This window comes from Pseudomonas sp. IT-93MI4, assembly GCF_949767635.1.
Taxonomy (GTDB): domain Bacteria; phylum Pseudomonadota; class Gammaproteobacteria; order Pseudomonadales; family Pseudomonadaceae; genus Aquipseudomonas; species Aquipseudomonas putida_A.
This window is the reverse complement of record NZ_CATKPP010000044.1, coordinates 139,461-158,457: the sequence shown is the minus strand read 5'-3', so window position 1 is coordinate 158,457 and position 18,997 is coordinate 139,461. Positions and strand designations below refer to the sequence as shown.

General features: G+C 60.8%; 20 protein-coding genes. 10 read left to right on the top strand and 10 right to left on the bottom strand.

Going from position 1 to position 18,997, the window contains the following annotated elements:
• Position 1 precedes the first annotated feature (1 nt).
• From livM to ACM6I7_RS17575, 5 genes are all read left to right on the top strand, one after another.
• A complete protein-coding gene (gene livM / locus ACM6I7_RS17595; RefSeq protein ID WP_027613533.1) occupies positions 2-1,303 on the top strand; it encodes a high-affinity branched-chain amino acid ABC transporter permease LivM in 1,302 nt (433 codons plus the stop codon).
• Positions 1,300-2,172 carry an ABC transporter ATP-binding protein gene (locus ACM6I7_RS17590; protein ID WP_027613534.1) on the top strand — a complete coding sequence of 291 codons (873 nt, stop codon included), beginning with the start codon at positions 1,300-1,302 and terminating at the stop codon, positions 2,170-2,172. The genes livM and ACM6I7_RS17590 overlap by 4 nt, the downstream gene beginning before the upstream one ends.
• Complete coding sequence (locus ACM6I7_RS17585) at positions 2,169-2,885, top strand: ABC transporter ATP-binding protein (RefSeq protein WP_027613535.1); 717 nt, start codon at positions 2,169-2,171, stop codon at positions 2,883-2,885. Before ACM6I7_RS17590 ends, ACM6I7_RS17585 begins: the two co-directional genes overlap by 4 nt.
• A gap of 759 nt (positions 2,886-3,644) precedes the next feature.
• Positions 3,645-4,409: an SDR family oxidoreductase gene (locus ACM6I7_RS17580; protein ID WP_027613536.1), complete on the top strand. Its 765-nt coding sequence runs from the start codon at positions 3,645-3,647 to the stop codon at positions 4,407-4,409.
• Positions 4,410-4,607: 198 nt separating this feature from the next.
• Complete coding sequence (locus ACM6I7_RS17575; protein WP_414888956.1) at positions 4,608-5,513, top strand: cation diffusion facilitator family transporter; 906 nt, start codon at positions 4,608-4,610, stop codon at positions 5,511-5,513.
• 122 nt (positions 5,514-5,635) lie between these two features.
• On the opposite strand, the gene ACM6I7_RS17570 is transcribed toward ACM6I7_RS17575, so the two are convergent.
• The 7 genes from ACM6I7_RS17570 to ACM6I7_RS17540 form a co-directional block, all read right to left on the bottom strand.
• Positions 5,636-6,769: an AGE family epimerase/isomerase gene (locus ACM6I7_RS17570; protein ID WP_414888955.1), complete on the bottom strand. Its 1,134-nt coding sequence runs from the start codon at positions 6,767-6,769 to the stop codon at positions 5,636-5,638.
• Positions 6,770-6,952: 183 nt separating this feature from the next.
• A complete protein-coding gene (locus ACM6I7_RS17565) occupies positions 6,953-7,525 on the bottom strand; it encodes a HupE/UreJ family protein (RefSeq protein WP_097089885.1) in 573 nt (190 codons plus the stop codon).
• 27 nt (positions 7,526-7,552) lie between these two features.
• Positions 7,553-8,167, bottom strand: a complete 615-nt coding sequence (gene ureG / locus ACM6I7_RS17560) for an urease accessory protein UreG (RefSeq protein ID WP_007966946.1) — start codon at positions 8,165-8,167, stop codon at positions 7,553-7,555.
• A 23-nt stretch (positions 8,168-8,190) separates the two neighbouring features.
• Positions 8,191-8,865, bottom strand: a complete 675-nt coding sequence (locus ACM6I7_RS17555; protein WP_027613540.1) for an urease accessory protein UreF — start codon at positions 8,863-8,865, stop codon at positions 8,191-8,193.
• Positions 8,862-9,362, bottom strand: coding sequence for an urease accessory protein UreE (gene ureE / locus ACM6I7_RS17550; protein WP_003221180.1), 501 nt, complete (start codon positions 9,360-9,362; stop codon positions 8,862-8,864). Before ureE ends, ACM6I7_RS17555 begins: the two co-directional genes overlap by 4 nt.
• A 297-nt stretch (positions 9,363-9,659) precedes the next feature.
• On the bottom strand, positions 9,660-10,292 hold the full coding sequence (locus tag ACM6I7_RS17545; protein WP_027613541.1) for a TetR family transcriptional regulator: 633 nt from the start codon (positions 10,290-10,292) through the stop codon (positions 9,660-9,662).
• Positions 10,293-10,464: 172 nt separating this feature from the next.
• Positions 10,465-10,929, bottom strand: a complete 465-nt coding sequence (locus ACM6I7_RS17540; protein WP_098966970.1) for a hypothetical protein — start codon at positions 10,927-10,929, stop codon at positions 10,465-10,467.
• A gap of 385 nt (positions 10,930-11,314) precedes the next feature.
• On the opposite strand from ACM6I7_RS17540, the gene ACM6I7_RS17535 reads away from it, so the two are divergent.
• Entirely contained in the window at positions 11,315-13,390 is a 2,076-nt protein-coding gene (locus ACM6I7_RS17535) for an AsmA family protein (RefSeq protein ID WP_097089886.1), read from the top strand.
• 101 nt (positions 13,391-13,491) lie between these two features.
• Here the strand turns inward: ACM6I7_RS17535 and ACM6I7_RS17530 are convergent, their stop codons facing one another.
• The gene (locus tag ACM6I7_RS17530) at positions 13,492-14,025 is read right to left on the bottom strand and encodes a ferritin-like domain-containing protein (protein WP_027613544.1); all 534 of its coding nucleotides are present in this window, start codon (positions 14,023-14,025) and stop codon (positions 13,492-13,494) included.
• Positions 14,026-14,115: 90 nt separating this feature from the next.
• On the bottom strand, positions 14,116-15,033 hold the full coding sequence (locus tag ACM6I7_RS17525) for a LysR substrate-binding domain-containing protein (protein ID WP_414888954.1): 918 nt from the start codon (positions 15,031-15,033) through the stop codon (positions 14,116-14,118).
• A 120-nt stretch (positions 15,034-15,153) separates the two neighbouring features.
• On the opposite strand from ACM6I7_RS17525, the gene ACM6I7_RS17520 reads away from it, so the two are divergent.
• From ACM6I7_RS17520 to ACM6I7_RS17510, 3 genes are all read left to right on the top strand, one after another.
• Positions 15,154-15,792 carry an FMN-dependent NADH-azoreductase gene (locus tag ACM6I7_RS17520; RefSeq protein ID WP_150369545.1) on the top strand — a complete coding sequence of 213 codons (639 nt, stop codon included), beginning with the start codon at positions 15,154-15,156 and terminating at the stop codon, positions 15,790-15,792.
• Positions 15,793-16,098, top strand: coding sequence for a DMT family transporter (locus ACM6I7_RS17515; RefSeq protein ID WP_098966977.1), 306 nt, complete (start codon positions 15,793-15,795; stop codon positions 16,096-16,098). It abuts the gene before it with no gap.
• Positions 16,099-16,189: 91 nt separating this feature from the next.
• Positions 16,190-17,080, top strand: a complete 891-nt coding sequence (locus ACM6I7_RS17510; RefSeq protein WP_150369546.1) for an esterase/lipase family protein — start codon at positions 16,190-16,192, stop codon at positions 17,078-17,080.
• 120 nt (positions 17,081-17,200) lie between these two features.
• On the opposite strand, the gene ACM6I7_RS17505 is transcribed toward ACM6I7_RS17510, so the two are convergent.
• On the bottom strand, positions 17,201-18,088 hold the full coding sequence (locus ACM6I7_RS17505) for a DMT family transporter (protein WP_027613549.1): 888 nt from the start codon (positions 18,086-18,088) through the stop codon (positions 17,201-17,203).
• Between the two features lie 96 nt (positions 18,089-18,184).
• On the opposite strand from ACM6I7_RS17505, the gene ACM6I7_RS17500 reads away from it, so the two are divergent.
• Entirely contained in the window at positions 18,185-18,979 is a 795-nt protein-coding gene (locus ACM6I7_RS17500; protein WP_414888953.1) for an AraC family transcriptional regulator, read from the top strand.
• The last annotated feature ends 18 nt before the right edge of the window (positions 18,980-18,997 follow it).

The following is an 18,997-nucleotide window of genomic DNA, read 5'->3' as shown; positions in this document are numbered from 1 at the left end:
GATGTCTTCAACCACTCAAAAAAATATCGATATCAAAAAAAGCCTGGTTGAGGCGATTCTGGCCGGCCTGATTGCCCTGATCGTGTTCGGCCCGATTGTCGGCGTCGTGCTCGAAGGCTACAGCTTCAACCTCGAACCAACCCGCGTGGCGTGGCTTATCGGCATCGTGATGATCGGCCGCTTTGCCTTGAGTCTGTTTCTGCAGACGCCCAAGGGCCTGAAGATTCTCGACGGATTCGAGAGCACCGGCTCCGGTGTGCATGTGCTGCCTGCCGATCACAAATCACGTCTGCGCTGGATCATTCCACTGCTGATCGTGCTCGCGGTCATCGTGCCGTTTGTCTCCAACTCGTACCTGCTGGGCGTGGTCATCCTCGGGCTGATCTACGTGCTGCTGGGCCTGGGGCTGAACATTGTGGTCGGTCTGGCCGGCCTGCTCGACCTCGGTTACGTGGCGTTCTACGCCATCGGCGCCTACGGTCTGGCGCTCGGTTATCAATACCTCGGGCTGGGCTTCTGGACCGTGCTGCCACTGGCGGCAATCACTGCCGGTTTGGCCGGCTGCATCCTCGGTTTTCCGGTGCTGCGTCTGCACGGCGACTATCTGGCGATCGTGACTCTGGGCTTCGGTGAAATCATCCGCCTGATCCTCAACAACTGGCTGTCGCTGACCGGCGGGCCGAACGGCATGCCGGCGCCACTGCCGACCTTCTTCGGTCTGGAATTCGGCAAGCGGGCCAAGGATGGCGGGGTGCCGTTCCACGAGTTCTTCGGCATCGCCTACAACCCGGACGTGAAGTATTACTTCATCTACACGGTGTTGTTCCTGGTGGTACTGGCCGTGCTGTACATCAAGCATCGTCTGGTGAAGATGCCGGTGGGTCGCGCCTGGGAAGCGCTACGCGAAGATGAAATCGCCTGCCGCTCGATGGGCCTCAACCACGTACTGGTCAAGCTTTCGGCGTTCACCATCGGTGCATCGACCGCGGGCCTGGCCGGGGTGTTTTTCGCCACCTACCAGGGCTTCGTCAACCCGACCTCGTTCACCTTCTTCGAATCGGCGCTGATCCTCGCCATCGTCGTGCTCGGCGGCATGGGCTCGACCATCGGCGTGGTGATTGCGGCATTCGTGTTGACGGTTGCTCCGGAACTGCTGCGCGGCTTCGCTGAATACCGCGTGCTGCTGTTCGGCATCCTGATGGTGTTGATGATGATCTGGCGACCTCGCGGGCTGATTCGCATCAGCCGTACCGGGGTCACTCCACGCAAAGGTGCCATTCACTATGAGAGGACTGCGTCATGAGTGAAGTCGTACTCTCTGTGGAAAAACTGATGATGCACTTCGGTGGCATCAAGGCTCTGAGCGATGTCAGCCTCAAGGTCAAACGCAACTCGATCTTCGCCCTGATCGGCCCCAACGGCGCCGGCAAGACCACGGTGTTCAACTGCCTGACCGGGTTCTACAAGGCCTCCGGCGGCAAGATCGAACTCAACGTGCGCGGCAAGCAGACCAACGTCATCCAGCTGCTGGGCGAGTCTTTCAAACCGACCGACTTCGTCTCGCCGAAAAGCTTCCTCAGTCGCCTGTACTACAAGATGTTCGGCGGCACCCATTTGGTGAACCGCGCCGGCCTGGCCCGGACATTCCAGAACATTCGCCTGTTCAAGGAAATGTCGGTGCTGGAGAACCTGCTGGTGGCCCAGCACATGTGGGTCAACCGCAACATGCTCGCCGGCATCCTCAACACCAAGGGCTACCGCAAGGCCGAAAGCGATGCGCTGGACTGCGCGTTCTACTGGCTCGAAGTGGTCGATCTGGTGGACTGCGCCAACCGTCTGGCCGGTGAACTGTCCTACGGCCAGCAACGCCGTCTGGAAATCGCCCGGGCCATGTGCACGCGGCCGCAGATCATCTGCCTCGACGAACCGGCCGCCGGCCTCAACCCTCAGGAAACCGAAGCGCTGAGCGCGATGATCCGGCTGCTGCGCGACGAGCACGATCTGACCGTGGTGCTGATTGAACACGACATGGGCATGGTCATGAGTATTTCCGACCACATCGTGGTGCTGGATCACGGCGTGGTCATCGCCGAGGGCGGTCCCGAGGCGATCCGCAACGATCCGAAAGTGATTGCCGCCTACCTGGGCGCCGACGAAGAGGAGCTGGTATGAGCAAACCGATCCTCGAACTCAAAGACCTGAACGTGTTCTACGGCCCGATCCAGGCCCTCAAGGGCGTGTCGCTGCAGATCAACGAAGGCGAAACCGTCAGCCTGATCGGCTCCAACGGCGCGGGTAAATCGACGCTGCTGATGTCGATCTTCGGCCAGCCGCGCGCGGCGGGCGGGCAGATCCTCTATCAGGGCGTCGACATTACCCACAAGTCCTCGCACTACATCGCTTCCAACGGCATTGCGCAGTCGCCGGAAGGGCGGCGGGTGTTCCCCGACATGACCGTCGAGGAAAACCTGCTGATGGGCACCATCCCGATTGGCGACAAGTACGCCAAGGAAGATATGCAGCGCATGTTCGAGTTGTTCCCGCGGCTCGAAGAGCGCCGCACTCAGCGGGCAATGACCATGTCCGGCGGCGAGCAGCAAATGCTCGCCATCGCCCGTGCGCTGATGAGCCGGCCGAAGCTGTTGTTGCTCGATGAACCGAGCCTGGGCCTGGCGCCGATCGTGGTGAAGCAGATCTTCGCCACCCTGCGGGAACTGGCGAAAACCGGCATGACCATTTTCCTCGTCGAGCAGAACGCCAACCATGCGTTGAAGCTGTCGGACCGGGCGTATGTGATGGTCAACGGCGAGATTCGTCTGACCGGTACCGGTAAGGAGTTGTTGGTGAACGAGGAGGTGCGTAACGCTTATCTGGGCGGGCACTGATTCTACTTGAGTTGTCCACAAGCCCCGCGACGAAAGTCTCGGGGCTTTTTACATCCCAAGTCCAGCACAAATCCCTTGTGGGAGCGCCAGATTTCAGAATTGTGGAAAACAAATTCCCATAGCTGCCAAAGCGCGACATATAGACGCTGCAAATGGCTGTTTTTCCACAGTTTTGACTTGTCCCCGTTTGCTGTGGAGCTGGCTGTGAATAACGTGGGAGTAGCTGGCTGCAGCCCTTGTGTTCCGTGGCTTGCAGGCTGGTGATCGCTTTTTGATCAGGCGTTTTTGCTGGAGCTGAAGACGCTGTTGTCAACCTTTTTCTAGGCTGTTCTGTAGAAACAATTACGTGTAAGCAAGCCTGTGGATAAGTCTGTGACTAAACTCTGGAAAGACTCCGCTGAGGGCCGTAATTACTGGCCTCGCGCAATCACTGCGTTGACCGGTCGGTCGTGCAAAATGCCATCTCCGGCACAACAGCGGCTTCAGGGTCAAGCAAAAAACTTTCTGTTTACCGCGCAAAGCCTTGTATGGCGCGGCTTTGCGCGTTTCCACTTGCCCCCGGAAACTGTGGAAGGGACTGTGGATAACGTGCGTGCACATGGCTACAGGCCAAGCCACATACGGTGTAGCGACGATTGATCAAATTTTGATCGGAAGATGTCCCGGTGCGGGTGTTGCTCGTAAATGCCGGGCCGGGCATGCTGGCTGCTGATTTTCTATTCCAATGGCTGCGCTGGCGGCCGACGCAAGGAGAACACGATGTCCAACACCCTGTTTATTACCGGCGCAACCTCCGGTTTTGGTGAAGCCTGTGCCCGTCGTTTCGCCGAGGCTGGCTGGAAACTGGTGTTGACCGGCCGTCGTGCAGAACGTCTCGATGCGCTGTGCGCCGAGTTGTCGAAGCAGACTGAAGTGCATGGTCTGGTGCTCGACGTGCGTGACCGCAAGGCGATGGAAGAGGCAATTGCCAATCTGCCGCCGTCGTTCGCCAAGCTGCGTGGCCTGATCAACAACGCCGGGCTGGCGCTGGGCGTCGATCCGGCGCCCAAATGCGACCTCGACGACTGGGACACTATGGTCGACACCAACGTCAAAGGCCTGATGTACAGCACTCGTCTGCTGCTGCCGCGTTTGATCGCTCACGGCCGTGGCGCCGGTATCGTCAACCTCGGCTCCATCGCCGGCAACTACCCGTACCCGGGCAGCCACGTGTATGGCGCGACCAAGGCGTTCGTTAAGCAATTCTCGCTGAACCTGCGCTGCGACCTGCAGGGCACCGGCGTGCGCGTCAGCAACATCGAGCCGGGTCTGTGCGAAAGCGAGTTCTCGCTGGTGCGCTTTGCCGGTGACCAGGAACGCTACAACGCCACTTACGCCGGTGCCGAGCCGATCCAGCCGCAGGACATCGCCGAGACCATCTTCTGGGTGCTCAACGCCCCGGCGCACATCAACATCAACAGCCTGGAGCTGATGCCGGTGAGCCAGACCTGGGCGGGGTTTGCGATCGAGCGTAACAAGGCGTAAGACCGCATAATGGCCATCGCTGGCAAGCCAGCTCCCACAGGATCGTCGGTATACATAAATCTTGTAATCGACTCGGTACCTGTGGGAGCTGGCTTGCCAGCGATGAGGCCGTAACAGGCAAAACATGGCGATAAGGTAGACTCTCTCCTCAACAACCCCACCGCACCCTGCGGTTTTCAAGGTTTTCGAGGAGTTAAAGTGAGTAACCGAGGTGAGCAATCACTGCTCAAACAATCGACCATCCTGATGTTCGCGGTGTCGATTGCCGGGATCGTCACCGGTTTTGTTTCAGGTTCGCAATCCATCCTTTTCGATGGTTTTTTCTCGCTGATCGCAACGTTCATCAAAGTGCTGATGCTGATCACAGCCAGGCTGATCGCCAAAGAAAGCAATCACCGCTTCCAGTTCGGTTTCTGGCATCTGGAGCCGATGGTGCTGCTGATCGAAGGCAGCTTCCTGCTGTTGATCGCCATCTATGCGTTTCTCAACGGTGTATTCGGCATCATCAACGGTGGCCGCGAGATCGAGCTGGGGCTGGTGATCATTTATGCGGCGGTGTTCACCGTCGTCGAATTCGCCTATTTCTTCTATGTGCGTCGGCGCAATCGCAAGCTCAAGTCCAGCCTGATCCAGTTCGACAACATCAGCTGGCTGGTGGACGCGATGCTCTCGGTCGGCCTGTTGATCAGTTTTCTCGCCGCGTTGCTGCTCAAGGCCCAGGGCTTTGACGAGTGGGCGAAATTTGTCGACCCGCTGATCCTGATCGTGCTGGCGCTGACCATGTTGCCCCCGGCGTTCAAGATCCTCGGCCCGGCGCTGCGTGATGTACTGGGTATCGCCCCGGACACCCTGGATGATCACGTGCGTCAGGTCATGGAAGCTGCGAAGAGCGAGCATGGTTTCGACGACTACGTGACCTACGTGCAGAAGCACGGGCGGGCGCGGTTTATCGAGATTCATGTGGTGTTGCCGGCGGATTATGCTCTGAGCAGCGTAGGTCAGCTGGATGTGTTGCGGGAGGAAATCTCGGCGCAGCTCGGCGAGCCGGATGCGGCACGCTGGTTGACGATCAGCTTTACCGGTGACAAGAAGTGGATTGCCTAGAGACCGTGTAACGGCTATTCGCGAGCAAGCCCGCTCCCACAGGGATCCGAGCTGTTCACAGATTATGTGTTCGGCGAAATTCCCATGTGGGAGCGGGCTTGCTCGCGAAAGCTATTTTTCAATCAACGCAGATATTCGGCTAAACCGCTGTAGCACGTCGCCAAGTGATAAGGCGTCGTTGAAGGCATGTCCTTGCGGCTGACCTCTCCCAGCTCATCTCGGCACTCATGCCAACCGCCCGCATGCAGAAAACGCTGTTGCAGCGCCTGCAACTGGCGCAGCACTGTAGCTTCGCTGTCCGGGCGCAAGGTCAGGGCGCGCAGGTATTCCGCCTGCGCCCAGATGCGTTGGGTCGAATCTTTCGGCCGTCCATCCAGTTGCAGATCGAGCATCGCCCGCACCGCCCCTGAAGGCTGTTCAACACCGAATTGCTCGGTGAAAGCGAATGCCCGGTCCAGCGCTGCATGCAGTTTCGAACCGCGCAGCAGGGCTGAAGACTCAAGCAGGAAATACCATTCGAACTGATGCCCTGGCTCGTACCAGTTATCCACAGCCCCGAGCGGCTTCTCCATCAACACTCCGTGCTGCGGATCGACGAACTGCGTGTGCATGGCTGTGCATAACTCCACCAGCGCTTTCTGCGTCGCCGCGTCTTCACGCACCGCCAAGGTGGCGAGGAACGCTTCGGCCAGGTGCATCAGCGGGTTTTGCAGTGGCCCGGTTTGCAGGGTGATCCAGTCGCGGTCCAGGCAGGCTTCGTACAGGCCATCACCGGTGGCGAAGCGCCGACCGATGATTTCCAGTGCGGCGTTGAGCGTGGATTCCACCAGCGGCTCCCGGGACTTGGCCCAGTAATGGGCGCAGGCGAACAGGATGAAGGCGTGGGTGTAGAGGTCTTTGCGCTGATCCAGCGGCTTGCCTTGCGCGTCGATGCTGTAGAACCAGCCGCCGTGCTCGGCATCGTGGAAATGCCGTTGCAGCGAGCGGAACAGCGCGGCGGCGCGCACCTCGGCGTTATCCACAACCCCGATCAGGCTGGAAAACAGGTACAGCTGCCGTGCGCAGGCCATCGCCCGATAGCGTTGCGGTGGCAAAGGTTGATGCGCCGCGTCGAGTGCCTCGTAGGGCAGCGCCATGTCGGCGTTCCAGCCCGGGCCTTGCCAAAGCGGCACGATCACGTTCAGAAAGTGCTGTTGCACGTTGCTGAACAGGGCGGTCAATTCGGGCAGGGAGGTGGAGCGGCAAGCATGGGGCATTGGCGGACGTCGTCACGGCTGGGGCGATTGCGCGACATGGTAGCAGAGCGGCGGGCCTTAGAGACGCGGAGTCTGTCAGTCCGCCTTCGCGAGCAGGCTCGCTCCCACAGTGGATTTGCAGCGTACACAAAACCTGTGGGAGCGAGCCTGCTCGCGAAGAGGCCAGTGGCAGGCGCTAGAGAATCAACCGGCCAGCAACCACGCGCCAGTCACAGCCGAAGCGGCACCCGCCACGCGCACCAGAGGCGCAGCAGCCTGAGGCAGAAAACGAACCACCGCATAACCCGCCGCATGCAGGGCAGCAGTCGCCGCCACGAAGCCGGCGGCATACGCCCAAGGGCTGCTCATGTCCGGCAGCTCCAGGCCATGCGCCACGCCATGGAACAACGCAAACAACGCCGTTGCCGCCACCGCCATCACCAGCGGTGGACGCACCGCCAGTGCCACTGCCAGACCCAGCGCCAGCACCGAAGCGGCGATCCCGCTTTCCAGCGCCGGCAACTCCAGCCCTTCAAAACCGAGCATGCCGCCGATCAGCATGGTGCCGACAAACGTGCACGGTAGCGCCCAGCGCGCCGCGCCTTGTTGCTGCGCGGCCCACAGGCCGACCGCGACCATCGCCAGCAAATGGTCGAGGCCACCGATCGGGTGGCTGATGCCGGCGACCAGACCGCTGTCGCCGTGGCCCGGGTGGGCGAAGGCCAGGGCTGGGGTCAGCAGCAGCGCCACGGCGCCGAGAATGCGTTTGAGTGTCATGGATAAGCTTCCTTGTTGGTCAATAAGTCAGGCGGCGTTCAGCAGGCCTTGGCGCTCGATGAAGGCGATGATCTCTTCAAGGCCCTGGCCGGTTTTCTGGTTGCTGAAGACGAATGGCTTGCCGTTGCGCATGCGCTGGGTGTCGCTATCCATCATTTCCAGCGAAGCACCGACCAGCGGCGCCAGGTCGATCTTGTTGATCACCAGCAGATCGGACTTGCAGATCCCCGGGCCGCCCTTGCGCGGCAGCTTGTCGCCGGCGGAGACGTCGATCACGTAGATGGTCAGGTCTGACAGCTCCGGGCTGAAGGTTGCCGACAGGTTGTCGCCACCGGATTCCACCAGAATCAGGTCCAGCCCCGGAAAGCGCCGGTTCAGTTGATCGACGGCTTCGAGGTTGATCGAAGCGTCTTCGCGGATCGCCGTGTGCGGGCAGCCACCGGTTTCCACGCCGATGATCCGCTCCGGCGCCAGTGCTTCGTTGCGCACCAGAAAGTCGGCGTCTTCGCGGGTGTAGATGTCGTTGGTGACGACGGCCAGGTTGTAGCGATCGCGCAATGCCAGGCACAGGGCCAGGGTCAATGCGGTCTTGCCGGAACCGACCGGGCCGCCGATACCGACGCGCAGGGGTTGTGTGTTCATGTGCTTCTCCAAGATGACAGGCCCTAAGAGCGAAACAGACGGCTGTACTGGCGCTCATGCGCCATGCACGCCAGGGACAGGCCGAATGCGGCGCTGCCGATGTGTTCGGGATTGATGCGGGTGGCGTCCTGCTGCGCCTGTTGCAGCAGCGGCAACAGTTCGCTGGTCAGGCGCTGGGCGGCTTGCTGGCCCAACGGCAGGGTTTTCATCAGTACCGCGAGCTGGTTTTCCAGCCAGCTCCACAGCCACGCGGCGAGCGCATCCTGCGGACTGATTTGCCAGGCGCGGGCAGCCAGTGCCCAGCCAAGAGCGAGGTGCGGTTCGGCGCATTGCTCAAGAAAGCTGCGGGCTGGCGCGTCGAGTTCCGGCAAACCGTTGAGCAATTGCTGCAGCGAGTAACCCATCTGCCGGCTCTCCAGATGCAACTCACGGGTCTCGCGACTGGCACGGTGGGTTTCGCAGAGATGCAGCAACTCGGGCCAGTTTTCCTCGGCCGCGGCCTGACAATGAGCCAGCAGCAGCGGCGCCTCGAAACGGGCGAGGTTGAGCAGTAGTTGATCGCTGATCCAGCGGCGGGCGCTGTCCGGGTTGTTCACGCGGCCGTTATCCACCGCCATTTCCAGGCCTTGCGAATAGCTGTAGCCGCCAATCGGCAGTTGCGGACTAGCCAGGCGCAGCAGCGCCCAGGCCGGATTCACAGGCGTACGCCGAACTGATGGAGTTTGGGCGCGTAGTTGAAATCTTCGTCGCCATGCCGCGAATGATGATGGCCGCCGCCGTAGGCACCGTGTTCCGGCTGGAACGGCGCTTCAATCGCCTCGACCTGGGCGCCGAGCTGTTCGAGCATGGCCTTGAGCACGTAATCATCGAGCAGACGCAGCCAGCCATCGCCGACTTGCAAGGCAACGTGGCGGTTACCGAGGTGATAGGCGGCGCGGGTCAGTTCGAAGGCATTGGCGCAGGTGACGTGCAGCAGTTGCTCGGGGCGGGCGCAGACGCGAACGATGCGGCCGTCCTCGGCCTGCAGGCATTCGCCGTCATATAACGGTGCCTGACCGCGCTCCAGAAACAACCCGACGTCTTCGCCATCGGCACTGAAACAGCGCAGACGGCTCTTGCTCCGCGCTTCGAAGGTCAGGTGCAACTCGGCGGACCAGACAGGTTGAGGGTCGATTCTGCGATGAATCACCAGCATCGGAAAGCTTCCAGCAGTGGACTTGTAGGAGGGCTAGAGCAAGGGGCTTGCCAACCGGGCGAGATGTAGGAAATCCCTGTCGGAGCGTAGAGGATGTTTCAAGATGTTGCGGAATTTTGGAAGGTTTTGGTGCGTGAAGATTTTTACATGCACCAATTTGTGGCTGTCACACAGAGCAATGTAGGAGTGAGCCTGCTCGCGATAGCGGTCTTCCAGTCAATTCTCGGCTGACTGAACGGACGCTATCGCGAGCAGGCTCACTCCTACAGGGGATTTGTGGGGTTTTGGGAAAGGGAATTACTCGGTACTGCCCAGCCCTTGCCAGTGCTTGAGGCCGATAAAGATGAAGCGCAGTTGCTGGGTGATCTTCGCCTGCGGCGTCAGATGCTCCGGCAGGGCCTCGGCGGGCGGGTCAATGATGTCCGGCAGGGTGGCGAATACCGATTTGACGATCAGGTCAGCGATCACGCTCAGGCCGGCTGCATCCAGATGTTGCAGCTTGGGCATCAGCGTCAGATCGGCCGCAAGGTCGGCGCTGATGTTTTCGCGCAGACGGCCAATCGCCTGACGCACAGGCTGCGAGCCGCCGTATTGCTCACGAGCGAGAAACAGGAATTGCGAACGGTTGGCGCTGACCACGTCGAGGAAGATCCGCACCGACGCGTCGATGATGCCGCCCATGACGAATTCGTTGTGGCGCACCAGGCGGATGGTTTCGCGGAAGGTCTGGCCGACTTCACTGACCAGCACCAGACCCAACTCGTCCATGTCGGCAAAATGCCGATAGAAACCGGTGGGCACAATGCCGGCGGTCTTGGTCACTTCGCGCAGGCTCAGGCTGCCGAAACCTCGGCCGCTTTCCATCAAATGGCGGGCAGCGTCCATCAGGGCGTTGCGGGTCTGTTGTTTCTGTTCGGCGCGGGGCAGCATCGCAAAGGCGTTTTCTTGAGCGGGACAAGCGCCGCACTCTAGCAAATCGGCTTTGCTGGCGTCGAACGGCAGGGGGAAAGTCAGCAGGAAAAAAGGTTTCGCAGATTGTCGGTACTGAAAAAGTCAAAAGCCCAATCCGGTGATTGGGCTTTTTTTCCAGGCCGCCATGGGCTTAGCTCAAAGCGCTGTTGCGTTCGATCACACGGTCACCACCGCCTTCGGCAACGGCTTGGCCCAGTGGGGTTTTATCGAAACCGTCTTCAGCCAGGGTCTGGCCTTGTGGGGTACGGTCGCTGCCATCGGAAGCCAGGGTCTGACCTTGTGGAGTTTTGTCATAGCCGTCTTCAACCAGACCTTTCTGTTCCAGGCGATCACGGCCGCCTTCTGCTACAGCTTGACCTTGTGGGGTCTTGTCGTAGCCATCTTCAACCAGACCTTTTTCTTCCAGACGATGACGACCGTTTTCAGCCAGGGTCTGACCTTGTGGGGTACGGTCGCTGCCGTCAGCCGCCACAGTCTGGCTGAACACCGAGTGGCTGGATTTCACTTGTGGGGTAGCCTGATCGGCAGCGGGCAGGGCGAAAGCAGTGCTGGCTAGCATCGACAGGGTAAGGCTGAGCAGTAATTGGCGTTTCATGATGGGTTGCTCCTTGGGAGGGCGATAAAGTGGGTACGAAGCCAATGCTACTCTCGATAAGTCGATATAAAAGTTCATAAACGCAATGGTAATAATCAACAGAATTGATTGTTCTGCGGAAGCGCTCTAGCTCGGGCATTTGCGGGCGGTGGTTTTGCACCGCAGTGGGTATTTTCGACTCACTCGCGCCTCGCAAATGTGCGGGCAGCGGTAACGCTGTTCGACCAATCGGTCAGCATTCGGGCGATTTTTTGCCGCGGAATCTATATTCCGATTAAACCTGCGCACTGTTTGCCAGTCGTAGAATTCATGAGGGCCGCTTTGGCCCGCCGTTTCAGCTGTGCGTCGCGAAATCGGCGTGCGGTCGTCATCAGGAGTTTTGTGCATGACGCGCACCGGAAAAATCTTCAGTTGGACCTTCGCCACTCTCGTACTGCTGCTGGCGGTACTGGTTCTGATCATCGTGTTCTTCGACTGGAACCGGATCAAACCGCCGCTCAACGCCAAAGTCTCGGAAGAATTGCATCGTCCGTTCGCCATCAATGGCAACCTCGCGGTGATCTGGCAGCGTGAGCCGGACGAAGGCGGCTGGCGGGCCTGGGTGCCGTGGCCGCACGTGGTGGCTGAGGACCTGACGCTGGGCAACCCGGATTGGTCGAAGCAGCCGCAGATGGTCACGCTCAAACGCGTGGAACTGCGCATTTCGCCGCTGGCACTGCTGGCGCAACGGGTGACGATCCCGCGCATCGACCTGACCGAACCCAACGCGCAACTGCAACGCCTGGCCGATGGCCGCGCCAACTGGACCTTCAAGTTCGACCCGAAAGACCCGAATGCCGAACCGTCGAACTGGGTGGTGGACATCGGTGCGATTGGCTTCGACAAGGGCCACGTCACCCTGGATGACCAGACACTCAAGACTAATCTCGACGTGTTGATCGATCCGCTGGGCAAACCGATTCCGTTCAGCGATATCGTCGGCGCCAAAGCCGCGAAGACCGCCCAGGACAAAGGTGCCGCGCCGCAGGACTATGCGTTCGCGCTGAAGGTCAAAGGCCAGTACCACGGTCAGAATCTTACCGGCCAGGGCAAGATCGGCGGATTACTGGCGTTGCAGGACGCGAACAAGCCATTCCCGCTGCAGGCTCAGGCGAAGATCGGCGCCACTAGCATCGAACTCGCTGGCACCTTGACCGACCCGCTCAACCTCGGCGCCCTCGATCTGCGTCTGAAACTGGCCGGCGCCAGCCTCGGCAACCTCTATCCACTGACCGGCGTGACCCTGCCGGACACGCCGCCGTACTCCACCGACGGCCATCTGATTGCCAAATTGCATGACGCCGCCGGTGCGAAATTCACCTATGAACAGTTCAACGGCAAGATCGGCGGCAGTGACATTCACGGCGATCTGACCTACGTCGCCAGCCAGCCACGGCCCAAGCTCAGCGGCGCGTTGCTGTCCAATCAATTGCTGTTCGCCGACCTCGCGCCGCTGATCGGCGCCGACTCGAATGACAAGCAAAAGGCCCGCGGCGGCGAGAGCAAGCAGCCGACCGACAAAGTGCTGCCGGTGGAAGAATTCAAGACCGACCGCTGGCGCGCGATGGATGCCGACGTCGAGTTCACCGGCAAGCGCATCGTCCACAGCGAAAAGCTGCCGTTCACCGACCTCTATACCCACCTGAAACTCAACGACGGCGAACTCAGCCTCGAGCCGCTGCGCTTCGGCGTGGCCGGCGGCAATCTGGACGCGCAGATCCGCCTCAATGGTCGCACCGAACCGCTGGAAGGCCGGGCCAAACTGACCGCGCGCGGCTTCAAGCTCAAGCAGTTGTTCCCGACCTTCGAACCGATGAAAACCAGCTTCGGTGAGCTCAACGGTGATGCTGATATCAGCGGTCGCGGCAACTCGGTGGCCAAGCTGCTCGGCGGCGCCAATGGCCAGTTGAAGATGCTGATCAACGACGGCGCGATCAGCCGTGAACTGATGGAGCTGGCCGGTCTCAACGTCGGTAACTACGTGGTCGGCAAGATTTTTGGCGACAAGGAAGTGAAGATCAACTGCGCGGCGGCGGACTTCGACATCAAGACTGGCCTGGCGACCACACGGCTGTTTGTGTTCGATACCGAGAACGCGATCATCTACATCGACGGCACCGCGAACATGGCCACCGAGCAATTGGACCTGACGGTGACACCGGAGTCCAAAGGCTGGCGTCTGATTTCGCTGCGTTCACCGCTGTACGTGCGCGGCAAGTTCATCAAGCCGGACGCCGGAGTCAAGGCCGTGCCGTTGATGCTACGCGGCGCGGGTATGGTGGCGTTGGGCGTGATCGCTGCACCGGCGGCGGGGCTGCTGGCGCTGGTGGCGCCGAGCGGTGGGGAGCCGAACCAGTGTGCGCCTCTGCTTGAGCAGATGAAGGCGGGCAAGGCGCCAGTGACCGTCAAGCCAACAAAATGATCGGTGACTGACAGGCCCCCTTCGCGAGCAGGCTCGCTCCCACATTTGAAATAGATTCCAGTGTGGGAGCGAGCCTGCTCGCGAAGGCGTTTTTGGAGGGGTTACAAGTCTTTCAGAATGTCGGCCATGTCATCCGCGTGCTCTTCTTCCTGCGCGAGGATATCTTCGAAGATGCGCCGGGTGGTCGGGTCTTTTTCGCCGATGTACTGGATGATCTCGCGGTAGCTGTCGATGGCGATCCGTTCGGCCACCAGGTCTTCGTAGACCATTTCCTTCAAGGTGTTCCCGGCCACGTATTGGGCATGGGACATTTTCGACAGCAGGTCCGGATTGAACTCCGGTTCGCCACCCAGTTGCACGATGCGCTCGGCCAGACGGTCGGCATGTTGCGCTTCCTGGGTCGCGTGTTCGAGGAATTCTTCCGCGGCCACGTGGGCTTTGACGCCGTTGGCCATGAAGTAATGACGCTTGTAACGCAGCACGCAGACCAGCTCGGTGGCCAGCGACTCGTTGAGCAAGCGCAGCACCTCGTCACGGTCGGCGCTGTAGCTCTCGGTTACCGCGCCGTTCTCGACGTGTTGTCGCGCACGTTCGCGCAGGGTTTTGACATCTGACAAGTGCAGGTCGTCGCTCATGTTGATCTCCAGGAGGCTAATCCAATGGCGCCACGCTCTACAGGCGTGATCGGTTACCCAAGTTGTGAGTCCTGAGCGACGCAAAAAGTTTTATGAGATTTCCGGCGACCTTGGTAACAGCCCGGACAACTGCGCTTCTTCGCGCAACCAGGCAAAAAACGCCCGCACCGGCGGATGCCGCTCCCGTCCCGGCACACACAGCGCGCTGTACCCGGCACCATCGACTTGCACCTGCCCCTTGTACGGCACCAGCAACCCACTGGCGACGCTCTGCGAGACCAGAATATTGCTCGCCAGCACCAGACCTTGCCCGGCAATCGCCGCTTGCAGAGCGTAATGCTCCTCATCGTATTCACGGATCGCCGGATGCTGGTTCAGCCACGACTCGCCGGAGCCAGCGCACCACGCTTCCCAGCCATGGGCATACAGCTTCGAGTTGTGCCAGCGCACGCTGATCAGCGCCGGCGTGCGCCGGGCGGCCAGCGCCACCTGTTCCGGCGAGCCATACACGCCGAAGGTCTCATCGAACAGGCACAAGCCGTAAAGGTTGGGGTAATCGTCGAGGCTATAGCGCAGCACCAGATCGACGCTGGCGTCCTGATGCAGGTCGATGACTTCGCAGTGGGTATCGAGGCGCACGTTGATGTTCGGGTGTTGCGCATAAAACCTTCCGAGGCGCGGCACCAGCCACAGCGCGGCAAACGCGGCGGTGGTCGACAGTGTCAGGTTGCTGCCGCTGCGTTGCGGACGCAGGGTGTCGACGCTTTGCGCGACTTCCAGCAGCGCGCCGTGCAGGCTGCGAAACAGTCGCTCGCCCCCTTCGGTCAGGCGCACCTGACGCGGCAAACGCTCGAACAGCGCCACGCCGAGCCAGTCTTCCAGCGCTCGGATCTGATGGGAAATCGCCGTCGGTGTGACTGACAGCTCTTCAGCAGCGGCCTTGAAGCTCAACAGCCGCGAAGCGGATTCGAAGGCGCGCAGGGCGGTCAGCGGCAACGAGGCGAACATTCAATACTCCATGGATGAAACAAATTCATCCCGACTGATTTTTGCTCATTTGAGACAGCGGCGGGTCGGCGCCAATCTGGCGCCACTTAGCCACTCAAGTCTAATCCCAAGGAGTTTCAGATGAGCAAGATTCTTGCGATCCATGCCAGCCCGCGCGGTGATCGTTCGCACTCACGGCGTTTGGCAGAAAGTTTTCTCAGCGCCTGGCAGGTGCGCCATCCACAGGCTCAGGTCACCCGCCGGGAAGTCGGACGGGCGCTGATCCCTCCAGTCAACGAAGCCTTTGTCGCCGCCGCGTTTCACCCTGAACCCGAAGCGCGTCCGTTGTCGATGCAGGCCGATCTGGCGCTCAGCGATCAACTGGTCGGCGAGTTGTTCGAGCATGACTTGCTGCTGATTTCCACGCCGATGTACAACTTCAGCGTGCCCAGCGGCCTCAAGGCCTGGGTCGATCAAATCGTACGGTTGGGCCTGACGTTCGACCACACCCTGGACAACGGCGTGGCCCAGTACACGCCGCTGCTGCAAGGCAAGAAAGCGCTGATTGTCACCAGCCGTGGCGGTTTCGGCTTCGGCCCTGGCGGCGAACTGGAAGCGTTGAACCATGCCGATCCGTGGTTGCGCACCGCGCTGGGCTTTATCGGCATCAACGACGTCAGCGTGGTCGCGGCCGAGGGCGAGGAATCGGCCGAGCGCACCTTCGCGGTATCAGTGGCCGAGGCCGAGCAGCGTTTGCTCGACCTCGTCCGGACGTTCTAAGTGGCCTGGCTGTTCTTGCTGATCGCCGCCGGTTTCGAGGTGACTTTCGCCATGGGCATGAAGTACGCCGAAGGCTTCACCCGCTTGTGGCCGTCGCTGATCACGGTGGTGGCGGCGATTGGCGGGATTTACTTCCTGACGTTGGCGCTGCGCGAGTTGCCGGTGAGCATCGCCTATCCGATCTGGACGGCGATCGGCTCGCTGGGCACGGTGTTTCTCGGTGTTGCCCTGCTCGGCGAGAGTCTGACCTTGGTCAAACTGCTGTCGGTGGGGCTGATTGTGGCGGGGGTGGTGGGCCTGAAGTAGGCTGATGGTGCAGTTGTCATCATCAGGGAGGAGGCTTGGCGGGCGTTTTGCACGTCTGGCATCCACTCAGCGACCACAAGGATGTTTGCCCATGTCACAAGGTTCGGCGACACGTTATCCACTGGTGCTGGTGCCGGGCATGCTCGGGTTTATCCGGCTGCTGCTGTATCCGTACTGGTACGGCATCATCAAGGCGTTGCGCCGTGGCGGGGCGACGGTGATTGCGGTGCAGGTGTCGCCGCTCAATTCCACCGAGGTGCGTGGCGAGCAGTTGCTGGTGCGCATCGACGAAATTCTGCGCGAGACCGGCGCCGCCAAGGTCAATCTGTTCGGCCACAGCCAGGGCTCGTTGACCGCGCGTTATGCCGCCGCGAAACGGCCGGATCTGGTCGCCTCGGTAACCTCCGTGGCCGGGCCCAATCACGGTTCTGAACTGGCCGACTATCTGCAGAAACACTACCCGGCGAACAGCGCCAAGGGCCGCGTGCTGGAGGTGCTGTTGCGTTTTGTCGGCTGGCTGATGGCGTTGCTGGAAACCGGTTACCACGGGCCGAAACTGCCGGTGGACATCCACGCTTCGCATCAATCGCTGACCAGTGAAGGCGTGGCGCTGTTCAATCAGCGTTATCCACAGGGCCTGCCCGAGACCTGGGGCGGTCACGGGCCGGAAGAGGTCAACGGCGTGCGTTATTACTCGTGGTCGGGGACGTTGCAACCGGGCAAAACCGATCGCGGTGGCAACCTGTTCGACGGCACCAACCGCAGCTGCCGCTTGTTCGCGAAAACCTTTGTGCGTGAGCCGGGGCAGTGTGACGGGATGGTCGGGCGCTATAGCTCGCACCTCGGCACGGTAATTGGCGACGACTATCCGCTGGATCACTTCGACATCGTCAATCAGTCGCTGGGGCTGGTGGGGAAGGGCGCGGATCCGGTGCGGTTGTTTGTCGAGCATGCGGCGCGGCTAAAGGCTGCCGGATTGTGACTCGCTTTTGTGGCGAGGGGATTCATCCCCGATGGGCTGCGCAGCAGCCCTTGTTTTGAGATAAATAGCGGGGTCGCTTCGCGCCCCATCGGGGATAAATCCCCTCACCACAGGGCCAGATCAGGCAACGCTGAGTTTTCGGCCTAGAACGGTGGTCCAGCGCTCCGACAGAATCACCCCACCCAACGTCAACACCCCACCCACCAGGTGATACATCGCCAGCTCTTCCTTCAACACCACCGCCGCAATCAGCGCGGTAATCAGCGGCAGCAAGTTAAAGAACAAGGTTGTGCGACTCGGCCCCAGACGCTGCACCGCCTGCATCCACGCCAGCGGCGCGAGCATCGAGGCCAGCAGGCACGCGTACAGCACCAGCGGAATGTTTTGCGCGGTGAAACCGGTTTTCGGTGAGGCGGCGTACAGCGGAAACAGCACCACAATCGCCACCAGCACCTGCAGGTACAGCAACACCAGCGGCGGCAAACGCAGCTGCCATTTTTTCAGCAGGGTGCTGTAGATCGCGTAGGCCAGGGTGGCGATCAACATCATCGCGTCACCCAGGTTCACCCCGTGTTGCAGCAGCGCGCCGAGGCTGCCGGACGACACCACCACCAGCACGCCGGCGAACGACAGCACCGCGCCGAACAATGCCCCGGCGGTCAGGCGCTGGCCGAGGCTGATGATTGCCATAGCCAGCGACATCAGCGGCATCAGCGACAGGATGATGCCCATGTTGGTCGCCGTGGTCAGGGTCGCGGCGAAGTAGGCCAGGCTTTGATAGACCGCCATCCCGAGCACGCCGAGGATGAAGATCTTGCCCAGATTCGGGCGGATCTGCGGCCAGTGCGCGATCACCGCTTTGAGCATGAATGGGGTGAACAGCAGCCCGGCGAGCAGCCAGCGGTAGAAACCGATCTCGGCGGGGAAGATCGCCCCGACCGCCAGTTTGTTGATCACGGTATTGCCGGCCCAGATGAAAATCGCCAGCAGCGGAAACGCGTATTGCATGGGTTAAAACCAGAACGTTGATGAACGGTGATTATCGCCTGTCTGGATACAGCCCTATACTGCGAACCGGACAACCTGCCACTGCAACCGGACAGCATGAACAGTAAACATATCGATCTGCTGGATTTCAGCGAACTGCCGTCGGCGGTGTACTTTCGCTATGCTGACTTCAACACCCATGAATACGCGGCGCCGCACCGTCATCCGTGGGGCACGCTGGAGTACGCGGCCCACGGTGTGCTGCACATGGACGTCGACGGCAACCGTTTCATGTCGCCGCCGCACTACGCGGTGTGGGTGCCGCCGCAGGTCGAGCACAGTTTCTACAGTCACCAACCGGTCAACTACCGCGCGGTGTGCCTCGATCCGAAGGTTTGCGCCGATCTGCCGCCGCGCGCCTGCACCCTGGCGATCAGCGACATTCTCAAGGCGATTCTCAAGGACTTCGCCGCCCGCGACGTGAAAATCCCCGAACTGGATGCCGACCAGCGTCTGGCCCAGGTGTTGGTCGATCAACTGCAACAGGCGCCGGTGCATGAATGTTATCTGCCGTACGCAAGCAATCCCGGGTTGCTGGCGATCCTCGACGCCTTGCAGGCTGATCCGGGCAATAACCTCCCGCTGGCCCACTGGGCGGCGCAAGTGCACGTCAGCGAGCGTACGTTGGCCCGGCAGTTCGTGCGCGAACTGGGAATGAGTTTCGGCGAATGGCGTCAGCGCCTGCGTTATCTCGCGGCGATCGAGGCGCTGGAAAGCACGAAGAGCGTGCAGGAAATCGCTTTCGATCTCGGCTACAGCAGCGGCTCGGCGTTCATTGCCATGTTTGCCCGGCAGGCCGGGTGTACGCCGGAACAGTATCGGCGTAGCCACGTGGAAGGCAGGAAGGTGTAACAAGATTTGGCTACACTT